Here is a 17,510-nt window from a genome sequence, read left to right on the forward strand (position 1 = left end):
AGACGCTAAGTTCAGCTGATCCAGAACCACAACAGCGTCAGGTTGGCGGCAGATATCAGACCAAACAGGCCCCAGGCGGCGAGTTGTACCAGCCGGCCATTGACGAATGGCCCCATTAAACTTTTGTCACTCGTGAACCGGATCAGCGGCCACAGGGCAAATGGCAGTTGCAGGCTCAACACCACCTGGCTGAGCACCAGCATCTGCCCTACCGAGCTATCGCCCAGCCAGACCACACCGATCAGCGCAGGGATCAGCGCCAGCGCACGGGTGATCAGGCGCCGCTGCCAGCAGGGAATCTTCGCCTGCAGAAAACCTTCGAGCACAACCTGACCGGCGATGGTGCCTGTAAAGGTCGAGCTCTGCCCCGCTGCCAGCAAAGCCACGCCAAACAACACGCTGGCAATCGCGCCGCCCACCAGCGGATCAAGCAGGTGGTAGGCGTCCTGAATCTCGACCACATCGGTGTGGCCGGTCTTGTGAAAAGCCGCGGCGGCCAGAATCAGGATTGCGGCGTTGATCAGCAGTGCGAGGCTGAGCGAACCGATGGTGTCCAGGCGGGCGTAACGGATGGCGGTGGCCTTGCTCGCCAGATCGGAACCGTTGACGCGTGTCTGCACCACAGAGGAATGCAGGTACAGGTTGTGCGGCATCACCGTTGCGCCAAGGATGCCGATGGCGATGTACAGTGGTTCCTGACTGCTCAGCACATCCCAACTGGGTTTGAGACCCGCCGCCACGTCCGGCCAGAACGGTTTGATCAGGATCAGCTCGACGGCAAAGCATGCGGCGATGGTCGCGATCAGCCCCAGCACAATGGCTTCGAGCCGCCGGAAATTGGCACCCTGCAAAGCCAGAACGATCAGGGTGTCGAAGGCCGTCAGGGCGACGCCGACGGTGATCGACACGCCCAGCAGCAGATGAAACGCCAGCGCAGCCCCAAGCACCTCCGCCAGATCCGTGGCGATGATCGACAGCTCTGCCAACAGCCATTGGCCCTTGGCGACGTTGCGGCTGTAACGGGCCGCAGACAGTTGCGCCAGATCCCGGCCCGTGGCAATGCCCAGACGCGAACACAGGTTCTGCAGCACCATGCCGGAAAGGCTCGCCAGCACCACCACGAACAGGAGCGAGTAGCCGAAGCGCGACCCGGCTTCGATGGCCGTGGCCCAGTTGCCGGGGTCCATGTAGCCAATCGACACCAGCAAGCCGGGACCGATGAACAGCATCATCTTGCGCAGGGGCGACGCATTGGCCGGAATGGCGACACTTTCGGTGGTCGCCGAAGGGCAAAACGGCGCTGTCGCCGTGGTGGGCAGTTTGTACGTCACGAGAATCCGGGAGGGCAAAAAATCGAAGCCCTATCCTAAGGTTTTGCGACATATCTTGATACATGAGTGGCAAACAAGGGTCGTTCCATGTCGTTTCATATGCCGTTGATCATGCATTCGAGGGCAAAACTGCCGATGGCGATTTGTAAAAAAAACGTTAGCGAGCGTTCAGTGAAATTTGAAATCCGTCTACTGCTCGCAATAATTCGCCAAAAACACACCAAAAATCGCTTTATTACGCAACTATTACCAAATGTAAAACCAGTACGATGACGGTCCCTATCCTGCCGGACGGTCCTACGATGGTCTCTTCCAATTCAAACAACAATACACACGCCGACCCACTTCGCGCCGCCCTCATCTCGGCACGTATCGACCGACTGCCCGCCGTCGCCACCATCTGGAAACTGATCGCCCTGCTCTCCATCGGCGGGTTCTTCGAGCTTTATGACCTGTTCCAGACGGCCTACATCAGCCCCGGTCTGCTTCGCGAAGGTATTTTTGCGACTGGCAGCCAGGGGTTGTTCGGCTTCTCCGATCAGGCAGCATTCGCCTCGGCGACCTTTCTCGGTCTGTTCTTCGGCGCCAGCCTGGTCAGTCCGATTGCCGATCGTTTCGGCCGTCGTGCCATCTTCACCTGCGCGCTGATCTGGTACACCGTGGCAACCGTCATGATGGGCCTGCAGACCTCGGCAATGGGCGTGATCGGTATGCGCTTTCTGGTCGGCATTGGCCTTGGCGTGGAACTGGTCACCATCGATGCCTACCTGTCGGAACTGGTTCCCAAACGCATACGCAGCTCGGCATTCGCGTTTGCCTTTTCGATTCAGTTTCTGGCCGTGCCCAGCGTGGCGCTGATGTCGTGGTGGCTGGTGCCGCAGGATCCGCTCGGCTATGCCGGCTGGCGCTGGGTGGTGATCAGCAGTGCGGTGTTCGCGCTGTTCATCTGGTGGCTGCGTTCTTCGCTGCCTGAGTCGCCACGCTGGCTGGCGCAGCACGGGCGCTTTGCGGAGGCCGAACGGGTCGTGGATGATCTGGAAGCGCGCTGCCTGAAGGATCACAAACAGCCATTGGATCAGCCTGAGCCGCATACCGTCGCGGTCGAGGGCAAGGGCCGTTTCGCCGATATGTGGCAGCCGCCGTTCCGGCGTCGTGCCTTGATGTTGATTGCCTTCCACATCTTCCAGGCCATCGGTTTCTTCGGCTTCGGCAACTGGCTGCCAGCGCTGCTGTCCGGCCAGGGGGTGAGCGTGACTCACAGCCTCAGTTACGCCTTCGTCATTACTCTGGCGTATCCGCTGGGTCCGCTGCTGTTCGTGAAGTTTGCCAATCGGTTCGAGAACAAATGGCAGATCGTGGGCTCGGCCCTGAGTTCGATGATCTTCGGCACGCTGTTCGCGTTTCAGACCAGTGCCGCGGGACTGATCTTTTGCGGCATCATGATCACGTTCAGTAACGCCTGGCTGAGTTTCAGTTATCACTCTTATCAGGGTGAGCTGTTTCCTACCAACATTCGGGCGCGCGCCGTTGGCTTCTGCTACTCGTTCAGTCGCCTGTCCACGGTTTTCAGCAGCCTGCTGATCGGTATATTTCTGGAGCACTTCGGCACACCGGGGGTTCTCGCGTTCATCGTCAGCAGCATGCTGATCGTGATCATCACCATCGGCGGTTTCGGTCCCCGCACTCGTAATCTGGCGCTGGAAAACATCGCCCACCGCTAGATCACACAGACAGTGGGCTCAAGCCTGAGCCCACTCGACATCAGTCACACCGAAGTGCTCTGCATAGGGTTTCGAGACGCGAGGCACTTTCTCCAGACGGTATTTCGGGATACGCGCAAGGCCTGCGTCGACACTTGCATAATGCCAGGCTTCGACATTATCCATATGTTCGGTTCGTATATAGAAACTCTTGAAAGAGCCGTTCAATAGATAATCGATTCGATAGTGTTTGGGCAGTGCCATTGAAAGCCTGATCCTTTTTCAGTGGTGGCTTGAGTAACAGGTGACCCAAGTCATTATGAAAAAATTCAGTCTTTTTTAGACTTCAGCGACCAATGAACCTCGCTCCCCGTACATCAGCGGATTCCCAGTCGTTTCGAAAGACGGTTGAGATTGGCCCGATCTACCGATAACTCGCGAGCAACTTCGGTCCATCGTCCCTGATGCCGATCAAGTGCATCGCAGATAACTGCGCGTTGATAGGCATCCACTGCACCCTTGAGCCCATGTCCCCCGATGACTGCCGCACTATCCGATACCGGCTGGGGCAGTGGCAGACTGTCAACCGCCTCATCCAGACCCAGAGCCTGTGGCTCGATGGTCAGGATACGCGGACGCTGTACATGGCCGGACAACGTCTTGAGTACGGCTCGGCTGATCAGATGTTCCAACTCCCTGACATTGCCGGGCCAGGCATATGCCAGCAGCATTCGCTGTGCCTCGGCGTTCAGCCGCAGGCTGCGCAACCCCATGCGCATACGGTTCTCTTCCAGAAAATAGCCGGCCAGCAACAACACGTCGCGGCCTCGCTCGCGCAATGCCGGAACCTGTAAAGGATAGACGCTCAGGCGGTGATACAGGTCGGCGCGAAACCGGCCAGAGCGTACCTCTTCAGCCAGGTTACGGTTGGTGGCAGCGATGATGCGCACGTCCACTCGATGTTCCAGATCCGAGCCAACCCTCTGCAACTGGCCGCTCTGCAGCACTCGCAAAAGCTTGGATTGCACGGAAAGCGGTAGCTCGCCGACTTCATCGAGAAACAGCGTGCCGCCATCGGCCAGCTCGAACTTGCCACTGCGCCCATTGACTGCACCGGAAAAAGCGCCCTTCACGTGGCCGAACAGTTCGCTCTCTACCAGCATTTCCGGCAACGCCGCGCAGTTGAGGCTGATCAACGGCTTGTGGGCTCTGGGGGAATGCAGATGGATGGCCTCGGCAACCAGTTCCTTGCCGACGCCGGTCTCACCGGTAATCAGTACGGTCAGCGGGCTGTTGGCGACCAACTGGATTTCCTGCTGCAAGCGCTCCAGCACTTCACTCTGACCAATCAGTTCGCGAGGCGCCCGCCCACCTGCGGCACGCTTGTAAACCTCCACCAGTTGCCGCTGATCCTCGACGCCACGCGACAAATGCTGAATGCGCTCGCTGGCCATGACTGTAGCGGCAGCGAGACTGGCAAAGGCCTGCAGATTATCCAGGTCGACCTTGCCAAAGCTCGACGGGTCCAGCGAGTCCAGCGTGATCAGTCCCCACGGGCGCTCCTGAAAATGCAGCACGCACCCGACGCAGTCGTGCACTTCCAACGGACCCTGCCCCTCCACCAGACCGTCATAAGGATCCGGCAGGGGGCAGTCATAAGAGAAGCGCACCGGTACCGGGCTCTCCAGCAACGCCTTGAAGCGCGGATGCTCTTCGACCCGAAAGCGGCGACCCAGAGTGTCGGGGCTCAGGCCATCTACCGCCAGAGGCGTCAGCACGCCTTCATCCAGCCTGAGCAGTGCGGCGGCATCGCAATGCAACCACTGGCGCAGAGACTGCAACAGGCGTCGATACCGCTCCTCATCGGGCAGTTCACGTGACAGGTCGGCAACCAGTGGCACAAGAGCACGCAGCAATGGATGGGTCATCATGACTCCGGGACAGCGACATCGAAGGTGTCATTATGACTCGATTTACCATCACCACGACACCTGTCTCAACGGTCTTACATCAGGGTTTCCATGGGCGCCGACATGAGGCCCATGTATAGACCTATATTCAACCCCGCCGTCCAGTCACTACGGGGCTTATATGTTTTTGCACAATTGAAGTCATCGGTGAAAGTGTCAGCCGAATGAAACAATAGGCGCCGCCATTGAAACAGCTATTACGCCGACATTTTCTGACGTCATGGCGACGGCAATAAATTCCGTTGCGTTTAATTTTATTCAAGAGGCGATTGTCCGTTTTCGTTCCATAGTGCGCTCATATTCACAGGAGCCACTGTCCATGTCCGGCATTCAGGGAAGAGTTCTGCAAACCCACCCTCCGCTGGTGGTCGATCTGGATGGAACATTGCTGCGTTCGGACGTGCTGTTTGAAACCGCCATGGCGTTCATACGGCAATACCCACTTCAAATATTCAAATTGCTGCTCTGGCTGTTACAGGGTAAGGCTTCGCTCAAGCGAGGGCTCGCCCTGTCGGTCAAGCTGGACATCGCTCTGCTGCCCTATGACGCAGATGTCATCGAGTACATTCAGCAAGAGCGCAGGACCGGACGGCTGATCGTCCTTGCGACCGCCGCTCACGAAACACTCGCCACACGCATAGCCAGGCACCTCAACCTGTTCGATCAAGTGTGGGCGTCCGACGGCGAGGTCAATCTTTCGGCCCATCGCAAACGTGATCTTCTGATCGATCACTACGGCCAGAGCGGCTTCGATTACATCGGCAATTCCACTGACGATCTGTGCATCTGGGCGACGGCACGCAAAGCCATCGTTGCCAATCCGCATGCCGGCGTACAGCGCCGGGCGCAGGCACAAGGCAATGTCGATCAAGTGCTCAACGCGCACGCAGCAAGCCTCAAGGACTGGCGCAGCGCGCTGCGCCTGCACCAGTGGCTCAAGAACGCGCTGATCTTCGTACCGCTGCTGGCAGCGCATCAGATTCAGCAATCGCAACAGGTGATTGATGGTCTGCTGGCATTTCTGTTCTTCGGCCTCTGTGCGTCGAGCGTGTACGTACTCAATGATTTGCTGGATCTGGCAGACGATCGTCACCACCGCAGCAAACGCAACCGTCCGTTTGCCAGCGGCCGTGTACCGATAAAATCCGGGCTGATCGCCGTACCCACCCTGTTGCTGTTGGCTTTTGGCGGTGCTGCGGCGGTCCTGCCGTGGCAGTTTTCGGCCGTAATGGGGGCTTATTACCTGCTGACGCTGGTGTACTCGCTGCACCTGAAGCGGCACATGGCGGTAGACGTCATCGTGCTGGCGATGCTCTACACCACACGCATTTTGGCCGGCGCGGCAGCATTCCATCTGCCACTGACGTTCTGGATTCTGGCGTTTTCGATGTTCCTGTTTCTGAGTCTGGCGCTGGTCAAACGCTACGCCGAACTGCGTGAAGCGCGAGTGCGTGAGGTGGAAGGCAAGACCCGCGGCCGCGGTTACTATCCCGGCGACCTGGACATGATCGCCTCGCTGGGTGCCTCTTCCGGCAACCTCGCGGTGATGGTTCTGGCGCTGTATATCCACGAAGGCGCCACCATCGCGCTTTATCAGCACCCACACGTCATCTGGCTGGCGTGTCCGTTGCTGCTGTTCTGGATCACCCGCATATGGATGCTTACCCACCGCGGGCTGATGAACGATGATCCTGTGGTCTTCGCCATCCGCGACCGCATCAGCCAGGGGATCGGTGCGCTGTTCCTGCTAGTGTTCTGGGTTGCCGCATGACGGCGCCTCTCTATCCGTGGGGTCGGTATCCCCGGTTCGCGCAGCAGGGCCATGCTTGCACGTGGATCGATGACCTGCCGCAGCACATGACCGCCACGCTGGACCGGTATGAAACCAGCCTGCCGTTCGGCAATGGCCGCAGCTACGGCGACAGTTGCCTGGCGAGCAGCGGCCACGTGCTGCACATGCATCGCCTGGACCGGTTCATAGCCGCCAACTGGAAGACCGGCATCGTGCGCGTCGAGGCCGGCATGACGCTGGCTCAGGTGCTCACAGCGGCCATTGCGCAAGGCTGGTTTCTGCCGGTCACACCCGGTACGCAATTCGTCACTGTGGGGGGTGCAATCGCCAACGACGTGCATGGCAAGAACCACCATCTGCGCGGGACGTTCGGCTGCCATGTGCTGCGCTTCGGCCTGTTGCGTCAGGGCGAGCAGGCGATGATCTGCTCGCCCGCGGAAAACCCGCTGCTGTACGCGGCGAGCATCGGCGGTCTGGGGCTGACCGGGGTCATACACTGGGCGGACCTGCAACTGATGCCGATCCGCACTGCCCAGATCGACAGCACCGTGGTGCGCTTTGCCAATCTTGGTGAGTTCTTCGCCCTCTCTCGGGAACTTGACCATCAGCACGAATACAGCGTCGCCTGGGTGGACTGTCTGGCGCGGGGCAGCAATAGCGGGCGCGGGGTGTACATCGTGGGCGATCATGCGCGCTTCGGCTCGCTTGAGGTCGAACGGCGCAGCAAACTGAGCGTGCCGGTTACGCCGCCGCTGTCGCTGATCAATAACCTGTCGCTGCGCGTGTTCAATTCGTTGTATTGGCACGCCCACCCTGCCCGACCGACGCCTGCGCGCAGCGCCTATGAGCCGTTTTTCTATCCGCTGGACCGCGTGCTGCACTGGAACCGGATCTATGGGCGCAAGGGCTTTCAGCAGTACCAGTGCGTGATCCCTGAACACTGCGCCCAGGACGCCATGCAGGCACTGCTCGATACCATCGCCGAGTCCGGTCAGGGTTCATTTCTGGCGGTGCTCAAGCGCTGCGGCGATATTGCCTCGCCGGGCCTGCTGTCGTTCCCGATACCAGGCACGTCACTGGCGCTGGATTTTCCGCAACACCGTGACCTTGCCGGCTCGCTGTTCCCGCGTCTGGACGCCATTGTCCATGAAGCAGGCGGGCGTCTGTACCCGGCCAAGGACGCCCATATGAACGGGAGCGATTTCCGCCAGACCTATCCGGCCTGGGAACGCCTGGAAGCCCTGCGCGACCCTTCCCTGATGTCCCGCTTCTGGAAACGAGTCCTGCCATGAAACGAATTCTGATCATTGGGGCCACCTCGGCCATCGCCCATGCATGCGCGCGTCTCTGGGCCGCGCAAGGCTGTGATTTCTTCCTGGTGGCGCGCTGTGCCGACAAGCTGCAGGTCACGGCCGCCGATCTCGAGGGGCGCGGGGCCAGGACGGTCACCCTGCATGAAATGGACGCCACGCATTTTGCCGAACACCCGAGAATGCTCGCCGATTGCCTCAAGGTGCTCGGCCAGATCGATGTGGTGCTGATTGCCCATGGCACCCTGCCGGACCAGCGTGCCTGCGAACAGGATGTCGGGCTGGCCCTGCAGGAATTCATCACCAACAGCGCGTCGGTGATCGCACTGTTGACGCTGCTTGCCCAACACTTCGAGGTCCAGCGTTGCGGCACGCTGGCGGTTATTTCTTCGGTCGCGGGTGAACGCGGCCGACCTTCCAACTACCTGTACGGATCCGCCAAGGCTGCGGTCTCGACCTTCTGCGACGGTCTGCAGGCGCGCCTGTTCAAGGTCGGTGTACACGTGCTGACCATCAAGCCCGGCTTTGTGGATACGCCGATGACTCGGGGGCTGTCGTTGCCAGCGGCGTTGCTCGCGCAGCCGGAACAGGTCGCCGAACGGATCGTCAACGGTATTGCACGCCAGTCCACCAGCCTGTACGCGCCAGGATTCTGGGCACTGATCATGCTGGTGATCCGCTCGATTCCGCAGCCGATGTTCAAGAGGCTGAACCTGTGACGGCCGCGCCCTGGCTATCCGGTTGGCGTTACCGGGCCGTGATGGTGTCGGTCATCGGATCGGCGCTGGGCTATCTGGCTTTTTGCCTGTGGGGCGGCTGGCACGAGGTGGCGCAGGCTACAGCAAGGGTCGGCGCGGCGGGTATCGGGCTTGCACTGTTGATGTCGGCCCTCAACTACGGACTGCGTTTCGTGCGCTGGCAGCTCTACCTGCGTGTGCTCGGCCATCCGCTGGCATGGCGTGCCAGCCTCGCCGCCTATCTCGCAGGATTTGCCCTGACCACCACGCCGGGCAAGGCGGGAGAAGCGCTACGCGGCGTATTGCTTAAACCGCAGGGCGTGCCTTACCCGCAGAGTTTTGCGGCCTTTGTCAGCGAGCGCCTGTCCGACCTGCTGGCGATTGCCCTGCTGACGCTCTTCGGCCTGTCCTGGTATCCGCCCGCACAACCAATGATCGTGGCGGGTCTGGCGCTGGTGCTGCTGGGATTGCTGACCCTGTCGCAACGAAGCCTGCTGGAATGGCTGCACGGCAGAGTTGCGCCGACGACTTCTCGATTAACGACGCTGCTCAGGCACCTGTTGGACGTGTTGCTGGCCGCTCGCCAATGCCATCGGCTGGAGGTGTTGCTGGCCGCCAGCCTGCTCAGTCTGAGCGCCTGGAGTGCCGAGGCGCTGGCGTTTCACTGGGTGCTCGGCTGGATGGGCGCGGAAATTCCAATGACCTTCGCGGTGTTTACCTACGCGCTGGCGATGCTGGCCGGTGCACTGAGCTTCATGCCTGGCGGGCTCGGCGGTGCCGAGGCGGTGATGATCGGGCTGCTGATGTTCAAGGGCATGCCGGCTGCCGATGCGATTGCCGCGACCCTGCTGATCCGCCTCGCGACACTGTGGTTCGCGGTGGCGATTGGTGCGGTGATGCTTGGCAGGTTCAGGGATTCGACAACCTTCAGCCGCTGAACAACGCGATTTTTCGCCCCGGAAACACAGGACTGTCCACTGCTCATCTCAACGAGGCGCCGCTTAATGAATTCATCCAACGCCAGACACTCCGTCATTGTGCCGTTGCTGCTGTTATGCGCGGCCATCGCGGCAAGCTTCATCGCTTCCAGCGGCCCGATCCAGTGGATGGACAATGGGGTGTTTCTGGCCGATGCCACCACAGGCGAGTATTTCAGTCAGTCACTCGGCCCTCTCGATCATCCGTTCTATCACGTGTTCAGCTCACTGTTTTATGCCCTGTTCGGTTCTCAAGTGCTCAGCCTGATGAATTCGCTGCTCCTGCTACCTCTGGCATGGATCATTTACCGACTGGCCATCAGTGTCGGTGCCACAGCCCACCAGGCGCTGCTTGCAGCCACCGCCACCGTGCTGGCCCACGCGGTGTTCTGGGTGTCGACCAAAGCCGAGGTGTATCTGTTGCACACACTGTTCGTCCTCTTGGGCTATGCCGTGCAGTTCAGTGCCAATCCGCGCCTGACACCTCTCAGGAAGCTGTTCATCATCGGTGTGCTGACGGGCTTAAGCGCTTCGATTCACCAACTGACCTTCATCGTGATGCTGCCGCTTTACATCCAGTTGCTGTACCAGCACAAGGCGCGAATCCTGATGACGGTTCCCGGTTTCATGCTCGGATTCGCCACTGCCGCGCCGGCGGTGTTCAACGATTTGAACGCCGGAATGAGCCTGATCGATATCGCCCGCCGTTACCTGACGGGTGCCTCGACCACCATCGCCGGACCGGAATGGGAGAGCAGTCTGTTTCGTTTCGATGACCTGTGGCACGAGAAAAACTCGGTGGTGCTGCTGTTGTTGTCGCTGATCGGTCCGCAGATCGCCGGACTGCTGTTGTTCCCCAAGGACAGTCGACTGCGCCTGCTGTGGAGCGCGGCGATGCTGAATCTGGTTTTCGCGATTTCCTACAACGTCACCGACCGTTTCACGTTTTTCCTGCCGGGGATCGCGATGTTGGGCGTGATTGGCATGATCCAACTGCCCGCGCTGCTGCCACGCAATCGAGCTGGCACTGCACTGCTCAATGCCTCGGTGCTGACGTCGCCGCTGGTGATCATGCTGGCCTGGTCGCTGTATGCCAGCGGCGTGGTCAATCTCCCGACCCACAAAGAGAAACTGCCGTTTCGCGAGGACATCCACTATTTCATGGTGCCTTACCTGCCCGACCGGTCTGCCGAACAGTTCGTGAACGCCTACGAACAGTCGGTGCCTGAAGGCGCACTGATCATCGCCGACTGGACACCCATGGGCGCGATTCGCTCCGCACAGGCGGTGGGACTGTTGCGTGGTCGCAGGCTGGCAATGTGCGGCGACAACATCGACATCCGCGCCTACCTCGGCAATCCGGGTGTCTATCTGGCGCGTCTGAGCTATTGCGCAATGATTGCGGAGCATTACGCTCTGGAGGACAAGCCAGTGGGATTTGCGTTACACACCAAGTAACGCAAATCCCTTTCTGCAACGGCACTCAGGGTTGCCAGAGCGCCTGGCCACCGCCGAGCTTGCGGTCGAGGAAGCTGGCCGCACTGATCAGCGCCAGATGACTCAGCGCCTGCGGCGTGTTGCCCAAGTGACGCGCATGCGAGTCGAACTCTTCGGCATACAGGCCCAGGGGGTTGGCGTAGCGCAGCAGTTGTTCGAACTCCAGGTGCGCCTGGCCTACCCGCCCGGCGCGGGCGAGGCATTCGACGTACCAGAACGAGCAGGCGACAAACGCGCCCTCGTCTCCTGCCAGACCGTCGTCATGATCGTCGTCGTTGCGATAACGGAACACCATGCCGTCACGCACCAGCGTGCGCTCGATGGCATCCAGCGTCGCCAGCCACTTGGGATCGCTCGCACCGACAAACCGCACCAGCGGCATCAGTAGCATCGAGGCATCCAGATTGCGGCTGCCCTTGTGCTGCACGAAATGCCCCAGTTCTTCGTTCCAGAAGTTTTCCCAGATGTCGTCGTGAATCTGCTCGCGCACCTTGGTCCAGCGCTCGAAAGGCCCGGACAGCGAACGCTTGAACGCCAGACGCAACGCCCGATCCAGCGCGACCCAGCACATCAGCCGCGAATGCAGGAAATGCTGATCGCCACCGCGCATTTCCCAGATGCCCACATCCCGATCACTCCAGTGCTCGCAGACGTAATCCACCTGACGCACCACATGCTTCCAGCCATCGTGGGAGATGGCATCGCCGTACTTGTTGGCCAGGTAAACGGCATCCATCAGCTCGCCATAGATGTCCAGCTGTGTCTGTTCGTACGCTTCGTTGCCAATGCGAACCGGCAGCGCGCCGCCATAGCCGGTCAGGTGATCGAGGTGTTCTTCTGGCAGTTTGTCGTGGCCGTCCAGCGCATAAAGAATGCCCATTTTCTGTGTGCGCTCGCAGCTGTCATCCAGACGCCCCCGCACCCAGCCCATGAAGGCATTGGCTTCATCGGTATAGCCCAGCCGCATGAAGGCATAAACGGTGAAAGATGCATCACGGATCCAGGTGTAGCGGTAATCCCAGTTACGTTCGCCGCCGGGGGTTTCCGGCAGGCCGAAGGTCGCCGCCGCGATGATGCCGCCATGCTTGCGCGAGGTCAGCAGCTTGAGCGCGAGCGCCGAACGCATGACCATCTCGCGCCAGCGGCCTTTGTACTCGGATTGCCCCGCCCAGCGACGCCAGAACGCCAGGGTGTCGTCGAAGTAACGTGAACATTTTCCGGCAGCCACATGCGGGTCATCGACACCGCCGAGAATGAACTCGATGGTCTGGCCCTTTTCCATCTGGAACTCAGCAACCGCTGCGTCGTGCTCCACATGCAGAGGCGTCGCCGCAGACAGGCGCATGCCCGGCTGGCCCTTGGCCTGAAAGCAGACGTCGTTGCCTTCCTGATGCGCGGTGGTCTCGGCGCGGCTGTAATCCATGCGCACCCTGCAACGCATGCGCATGGTGGCTTTGCCAAAGCGAACCTGAACCCGCCGCACGATGCGCGGCAGGTCGTCCTTGTCCTCGCCGATGGGCATCAGGTCGGTAACCTCGACCACCGCCTCTTCGGATATCCAGCGGGTCTGCAGCACATTGGTGTCCGGCAGATAAATCTGCAGGCGCCGCGCATCAGGCAAGTCCGGTGCCAGCTGGAAGATGCCCGCGTCGTGGGTGTCGAGCAGTGCGGTAAAGATCGAGGGGCTGTCGAAATCCGGCCAGCAGCAGAAATCGATGCTGCCTGTATCGGCGATCAGTGCAGCACTGCGCATGTCGCCAATGATGCCGTGATTCTCGATCGCGTTCTGTGCCTCTTCTGGAAAATCAGCCATTGCCTCGGAACTCCGGATAAAGGGTCATGCCGCCGTCGATGAACAGCGTCGTGCCGTGCACGTAATCCGAAGCGTCGGACGCCAGCCAGACCACGGCATTGGCCACATCCTCAGGCTCGCCGATGCGGCCATAGGGAATCAGTTCGAGCATTTTCTTTTCCGCATCACCCTTTCGCGCATCGGCGTTGATCGGGGTGCGGATGGCGCCGGGCGCAATGCTGTTGACACGAATTTTCTGCTCGCCCACTTCCTGGGCAATGCTGCGCATCAGCAGATCGACGCCACCCTTGGAGGCCGCGTAATTCACGTGCCCGGCCCAGGGAATGAGTTGGTGCACCGAACTCATGTGAATGATCTTGCCCATCGCCCGTGACACGTCCTTGCGCATGCCTTGGCTGATGAACTGGCGTACGGCGGCGCGGGCACAGAGGAACTGGCCGGTGAGGTTGACGTTGATGACCGTGTTCCAGTCCTCAAGACTCATGTCGACGAACGCAGCGTCTTTCTGAAGACCGGAGTTGGCGAACAGAATGTCCAGCGCCCCGAACTGCTCGATGGTCTGGGCGAACAATCGCTCGACCTCGTCTTCTTTGGAAACGTCGGCACCCATGGCGATTGCCTGCCCACCCGCCGCACGAATCTCGTCCGCAAGTTTTTCGGCAGGTTCAGCCTTGGAGTGGTAATTGATCACGACCGCAGCGCCGGCATCTGCCAGAGCGCGAGCGGCCGCAGCGCCCAGACCGGAGCTGGCGCCGGTGACGAGTGCGACTTGTTGCTTGAGAGAGATATGCATCGAATTTCAGCCTCGAAGTCTGCTAGGGCATGCGTTAGATGCTGACTGGCGAGGCTGAAAGTTAGTTCAGTGGCGTTCCGCTTACGGAGCCGGGTTAGGTTGCGAAATATGTATGGCTTCGATCCCGGCAATCACTTCGTCCGACAGCGTGACATCAATGCTCGCCAGGTTGACCGCCAGTTGATCCAGCTTGGTGGCGCCGATGATGTTGCTGGTCACGAAAGGCCGGCTGGTGACATAGGCCAGCGCCATCTGCGAGGGGTCCAGGCCGTGCTCGCGGGCCAGTGCCACGTATTTGGCGGTCGCACTGACGGCCTGCGCATTGTTGTAACGCTGGAAGCGCTCGAACAGGGTCAGACGGCCATCGGCAGGACGTGCGCCGTCCAGGTACTTGCCAGCCAGAACACCAAACGCCAGCGGCGAATACGCCAGCAGACCAATCTGCTCGCGAATGGCGATTTCCGCCAGGCCGACTTCGAAGGTGCGGTTCAGCAGGTTGTACGGGTTCTGGATCGATACGGCGCGCGGCAGGTCCAGTTTTTCAGCCAGATGCAGGAAACGCTGGGTGCCCCACGGCGTTTCGTTGGACAGGCCGAAATGACGGATCTTGCCCGCCTTGACCAGATCGCCCAGTACCGACAGGGTTTCTTCGATCTCGACCGACACGTCGTCCGGGTCGTGGGTGTAGCCCAGAACGCCGAAGAAGTTGGTCTTGCGGTCCGGCCAGTGCAGTTGGTACAGGTCCAGATAATCGGTATTCAGACGCTTGAGGCTGGCATCCAGCGCGACGGTGATGTTGTGGCGATCCAGACGCGGGTTGCCATCGCGGATGTGCTCCATGCGGCCTGGCCCGGCCACCTTGCTCGCCAGGACCCAGTCGCTGCGGTCTCCGTACTTCTTGAAGTATTCGCCGATGATGCTTTCGGTCTTGGTGTAGGTTTCGCCACGCGGCGGCACCGGGTACATCTCGGCGGTGTCGAGGAAGTTGACGCCGGCGTCTTTGGCCATGCGAATCTGTTCGAATGCCTCTTCCTGCGTGTTCTGCTCGCCCCAGGTCATGGTGCCCAGAGTGATGGCGCTGACCGACAGGTCAGTCTTGCCCAATGAACGAAATTGCATTGATGACTCCATCCGGTTTCAGAAAAAAGCACACAGGGGTGCCGTAAAAACGAGCCCTATAAAACGCCTGTCGATGACGCACTGCAAGGACTTTTGTCGCTTTTCATGACGGCCTTCATCTAGCGATAGCCTTGGGCCTGCAGGTCGAAAAGCGCCGCGTAGCGGCCTTGCGCCTCGATCAGGCTGTCATGGCTGCCCCGCTCCAGGACCTTGCCGTATTCCAGCACCACAATGTGTTCGGCATTGCGCACGCTGGAAAATCGATGAGAGATCAGCAGGGTCATGCGCCCCTTGGCGTACTCACGAAAGTGATCGAACACCGCGGCTTCCGCCCCGGCATCCAGCGCGGCCGTCGGCTCGTCGAGAATCAGAATGTCGGCATCGCGGCGCATGTAGGCACGTGACAGCGCAATCTTCTGCCATTGGCCACCGGACAGCTCCTGTCCGCCCGCGAACCAACGCCCCAATTGCGTTTCGTACCCCTTATCGAGCTGTTCGATGAACTGCGCAGCCATGCCCTGAGCCGCGGCTTCGCGCCAGCGGGTTTCATCGTGAAACGCTTCCGTGTCACCGACGCCGAGGTTCTCGCCGACCAGAAACTGGTAGCGAATGAAGTCCTGAAAGATCACCCCGATACGGGTGCGCAGCGCCTCTTCGTCCCACTCCTGAAGATCGCTGCCGTCGAGCAGGATGCGTCCATGATCGGGCTTGTAGAGCCGCGTCAACAGCTTGATCAGGGTGGTCTTCCCGGAGCCGTTTTCGCCAACCAGTGCCACGCTGCGGCCCGGCGCCAGATGCAGGTCGATGTGCTCAAGCGCAGGGCGGCTGGTACCAGGATAGGTGAAGCCAACGTCCTCGAAACGCAGCCCATCGCCCGGAGCCGCGCCCTGAGTCAGGCTGCCGGTCGGCAGGATGACCGGCTGGGCGAGGTAGACATACAGATCCGCCAGATACAGACCATCTTCGTAGAGACCACTGATCGCGCTGAGGCTGCTGCTGACGGCAGCCTGACCTTGTTTGAACAGCACCAGGTACATGGTCATCTGGCCAAGCGTGATACGTCCATGCACCGCATCGACCACCACCCAGGCGTAAGCGAGATAGAACGCGGCAGTGCCCAGCAGACCAAGGACAAATCCCCAGCCGTCACGGCGTACAGTCAGGCGACGGTCCTCCGCGTACAGCCGTTCGAAGGTCTCGCGGTAGCGCTTGAGCAGCAGCGGCGCGAAACCGAACAGCTTGACCTCCTTGATGTACCCCTCGTGGGAAAGCAGCGTTTCGATGTAGTTCTGGCGGCGTGTTTCCGGAGCGCGACGGGTGAACAAACGGAATGCATCACCGGAAAAATGCGCCTCGGCAAAGAACACCGGCAATGCGCCAAGCACCAGAATAACCAGCGCCCAGGGTGAGAAATGCACCAGCAGCACGGCAAAGCTGATCAACGAGATCAGGTTCTGCAGCAGGCCCAGCGACTTGGTGACCAGCGCCAGCGGCCTTGTCGAGGCCTCACGCCGCACGCGCACCAGCTTGTCGTAGAACTCCGAGTCTTCGAACTGCATCAGAGACAGGGTCTGCGCCTTTTCCAGAATCAGGGTGTTGACCTTCTGCCCCAGCAATACCCGCAACAGTGCCTGCTGCACCGACAGGCCGCGCTGAGCGGCAGCCAGCAACGCAAGGACGCCCGCCTCGAACAGCACGTAGCGCAACACCGGCCAGAGCGGCGCTTCGCCGGTGCTGGCATGCAATTGCATGGCGCTGACCACAGCATCCACAATGCGCTGACCCAGCCAGGCCGCCAGTGCGGGCAACAGGCCAGCCACCAGCGTGGCAAGGATCAAGCCCAGCGACAGCCATCTGGACGTGGTCCAGACTAGTTGCATTGCCCGAAAGGCCTGCTGCATGAACGACGAAAAACGCTTGAAAACGGGCATACGCAATAGAACTCTTGATACCGGACCAACCTGAAAGGTCGGCCATCATACGGCCGCAAACGCAGGCTCGCTAAAAAACAGGAGGCTCATCGTGAACGATGTTTACAACCTGCAGCGCTTTGTGGTGGCTCAACAACCCGTATTCACTCAGGTACTGGCGGAGCTTGAAGCCGGGAAGAAACGCAGCCACTGGATGTGGTTTGTGTTTCCACAGATCCGTGGACTGGGTCGCAGCGAAATGGCCCAGCGCTATGCCATCAGCAGCCTCGATGAGGCCAGGTCCTACCTGCTACATCCGGTGCTCGGACCGCGCCTTGAACAGTGCGCGCACCTCATTGCCCCACAGGTAGAACGTACGGCGCGGCAAATATTCAATTCGCCGGACGACATGAAGCTGCATTCGAGCATGACCCTGTTCAAACTTGCAGCGCCTGACCGGCCGGTGTTTCAGGAAGTGCTGGACACATTTTTCGACGGTGAGCCGGATGCGATGACAGTGAAGCTGGTACGCGGTTGAATCGGTTTCACAGCGAATTCCGA

Annotated in this window: 14 protein-coding genes; 7 read left to right on the forward strand and 7 right to left on the reverse strand. The window is 60.2% G+C overall.

What is annotated here, in order from left to right:
* Positions 1-11: 11 nt before the first annotated feature.
* Positions 12-1,319 (reverse strand): Nramp family divalent metal transporter, encoded by a 1,308-nt coding sequence (locus KDX39_RS14815; RefSeq protein ID WP_231660996.1) that lies wholly within the window; start codon positions 1,317-1,319, stop codon positions 12-14.
* A 314-nt stretch (positions 1,320-1,633) separates the two neighbouring features.
* On the opposite strand from KDX39_RS14815, the gene KDX39_RS14820 reads away from it, so the two are divergent.
* On the forward strand, positions 1,634-3,052 hold the full coding sequence (locus KDX39_RS14820; protein ID WP_231660882.1) for an MFS transporter: 1,419 nt from the start codon (positions 1,634-1,636) through the stop codon (positions 3,050-3,052).
* 18 nt (positions 3,053-3,070) lie between these two features.
* On the opposite strand, the gene KDX39_RS14825 is transcribed toward KDX39_RS14820, so the two are convergent.
* Both KDX39_RS14825 and norR read right to left on the reverse strand, forming a co-directional pair.
* Positions 3,071-3,295, reverse strand: coding sequence for a DUF6555 family protein (locus tag KDX39_RS14825; RefSeq protein ID WP_099227863.1), 225 nt, complete (start codon positions 3,293-3,295; stop codon positions 3,071-3,073).
* A gap of 113 nt (positions 3,296-3,408) precedes the next feature.
* Positions 3,409-4,962: a nitric oxide reductase transcriptional regulator NorR gene (gene norR, locus KDX39_RS14830; RefSeq protein ID WP_231660883.1), complete on the reverse strand. Its 1,554-nt coding sequence runs from the start codon at positions 4,960-4,962 to the stop codon at positions 3,409-3,411.
* A 358-nt stretch (positions 4,963-5,320) separates the two neighbouring features.
* On the opposite strand from norR, the gene KDX39_RS14835 reads away from it, so the two are divergent.
* The 5 genes from KDX39_RS14835 (at position 5,321) to KDX39_RS14855 (ending at position 11,275) form a co-directional block, all read left to right on the forward strand.
* Positions 5,321-6,772, forward strand: coding sequence for a UbiA family prenyltransferase (locus KDX39_RS14835; protein WP_231660884.1), 1,452 nt, complete (start codon positions 5,321-5,323; stop codon positions 6,770-6,772).
* Complete coding sequence (locus tag KDX39_RS14840) at positions 6,769-8,085, forward strand: FAD-binding oxidoreductase (protein ID WP_231660885.1); 1,317 nt, start codon at positions 6,769-6,771, stop codon at positions 8,083-8,085. The genes KDX39_RS14835 and KDX39_RS14840 overlap by 4 nt, the downstream gene beginning before the upstream one ends.
* The gene (locus KDX39_RS14845; protein ID WP_231660886.1) at positions 8,082-8,822 is read left to right on the forward strand and encodes an SDR family oxidoreductase; all 741 of its coding nucleotides are present in this window, start codon (positions 8,082-8,084) and stop codon (positions 8,820-8,822) included. The genes KDX39_RS14840 and KDX39_RS14845 overlap by 4 nt, the downstream gene beginning before the upstream one ends.
* Before the next feature lie 41 nt (positions 8,823-8,863).
* Positions 8,864-9,778, forward strand: coding sequence for a lysylphosphatidylglycerol synthase transmembrane domain-containing protein (locus KDX39_RS14850; protein WP_269439916.1), 915 nt, complete (start codon positions 8,864-8,866; stop codon positions 9,776-9,778).
* A 66-nt stretch (positions 9,779-9,844) separates the two neighbouring features.
* On the forward strand, positions 9,845-11,275 hold the full coding sequence (locus tag KDX39_RS14855) for a DUF2723 domain-containing protein (RefSeq protein WP_231660888.1): 1,431 nt from the start codon (positions 9,845-9,847) through the stop codon (positions 11,273-11,275).
* A 25-nt stretch (positions 11,276-11,300) separates the two neighbouring features.
* On the opposite strand, the gene KDX39_RS14860 is transcribed toward KDX39_RS14855, so the two are convergent.
* From KDX39_RS14860 to KDX39_RS14875, 4 genes are all read right to left on the reverse strand, one after another.
* Positions 11,301-13,127 carry a glycoside hydrolase family 15 protein gene (locus KDX39_RS14860; RefSeq protein ID WP_231660889.1) on the reverse strand — a complete coding sequence of 609 codons (1,827 nt, stop codon included), beginning with the start codon at positions 13,125-13,127 and terminating at the stop codon, positions 11,301-11,303.
* A complete protein-coding gene (locus KDX39_RS14865) occupies positions 13,120-13,920 on the reverse strand; it encodes a glucose 1-dehydrogenase (RefSeq protein ID WP_099227871.1) in 801 nt (266 codons plus the stop codon). Before KDX39_RS14865 ends, KDX39_RS14860 begins: the two co-directional genes overlap by 8 nt.
* Before the next feature lie 81 nt (positions 13,921-14,001).
* Complete coding sequence (locus tag KDX39_RS14870; RefSeq protein ID WP_099227872.1) at positions 14,002-15,039, reverse strand: NADP(H)-dependent aldo-keto reductase; 1,038 nt, start codon at positions 15,037-15,039, stop codon at positions 14,002-14,004.
* A 119-nt stretch (positions 15,040-15,158) separates the two neighbouring features.
* Entirely contained in the window at positions 15,159-16,970 is a 1,812-nt protein-coding gene (locus KDX39_RS14875) for an ABC transporter ATP-binding protein (RefSeq protein WP_231660890.1), read from the reverse strand.
* Positions 16,971-17,061: 91 nt separating this feature from the next.
* Between KDX39_RS14875 and KDX39_RS14880 the strand changes: the two genes are divergently transcribed.
* On the forward strand, positions 17,062-17,487 hold the full coding sequence (locus KDX39_RS14880) for a DUF1810 domain-containing protein (protein ID WP_231660891.1): 426 nt from the start codon (positions 17,062-17,064) through the stop codon (positions 17,485-17,487).
* Positions 17,488-17,510 lie beyond the last annotated feature (23 nt).

It is taken from the genome of Pseudomonas sp. CDFA 610 (genome assembly GCF_021147865.1).
Lineage (GTDB): Bacteria > Pseudomonadota > Gammaproteobacteria > Pseudomonadales > Pseudomonadaceae > Aquipseudomonas > Aquipseudomonas alliivorans.

Coding starts and splice junctions, on each gene's coding strand:
- KDX39_RS14860 (WP_231660889.1), bottom strand. CDS start 13,127: ATGGCTGATTTTCCAGAAGAGGCACAGAACGCGATCGAGAATCACGGC.
- KDX39_RS14835 (WP_231660884.1), top strand. CDS start 5,321: ATGTCCGGCATTCAGGGAAGAGTTCTGCAAACCCACCCTCCGCTGGTG.
- KDX39_RS14875 (WP_231660890.1), bottom strand. CDS start 16,970: ATGCCCGTTTTCAAGCGTTTTTCGTCGTTCATGCAGCAGGCCTTTCGG.
- KDX39_RS14865 (WP_099227871.1), bottom strand. CDS start 13,920: ATGCATATCTCTCTCAAGCAACAAGTCGCACTCGTCACCGGCGCCAGC.
- KDX39_RS14820 (WP_231660882.1), top strand. CDS start 1,634: ATGGTCTCTTCCAATTCAAACAACAATACACACGCCGACCCACTTCGC.
- KDX39_RS14840 (WP_231660885.1), top strand. CDS start 6,769: ATGACGGCGCCTCTCTATCCGTGGGGTCGGTATCCCCGGTTCGCGCAG.
- norR (WP_231660883.1), bottom strand. CDS start 4,962: ATGATGACCCATCCATTGCTGCGTGCTCTTGTGCCACTGGTTGCCGAC.
- KDX39_RS14845 (WP_231660886.1), top strand. CDS start 8,082: ATGAAACGAATTCTGATCATTGGGGCCACCTCGGCCATCGCCCATGCA.
- KDX39_RS14870 (WP_099227872.1), bottom strand. CDS start 15,039: ATGCAATTTCGTTCATTGGGCAAGACTGACCTGTCGGTCAGCGCCATC.
- KDX39_RS14855 (WP_231660888.1), top strand. CDS start 9,845: ATGAATTCATCCAACGCCAGACACTCCGTCATTGTGCCGTTGCTGCTG.
- KDX39_RS14850 (WP_269439916.1), top strand. CDS start 8,864: ATGGTGTCGGTCATCGGATCGGCGCTGGGCTATCTGGCTTTTTGCCTG.
- KDX39_RS14825 (WP_099227863.1), bottom strand. CDS start 3,295: ATGGCACTGCCCAAACACTATCGAATCGATTATCTATTGAACGGCTCT.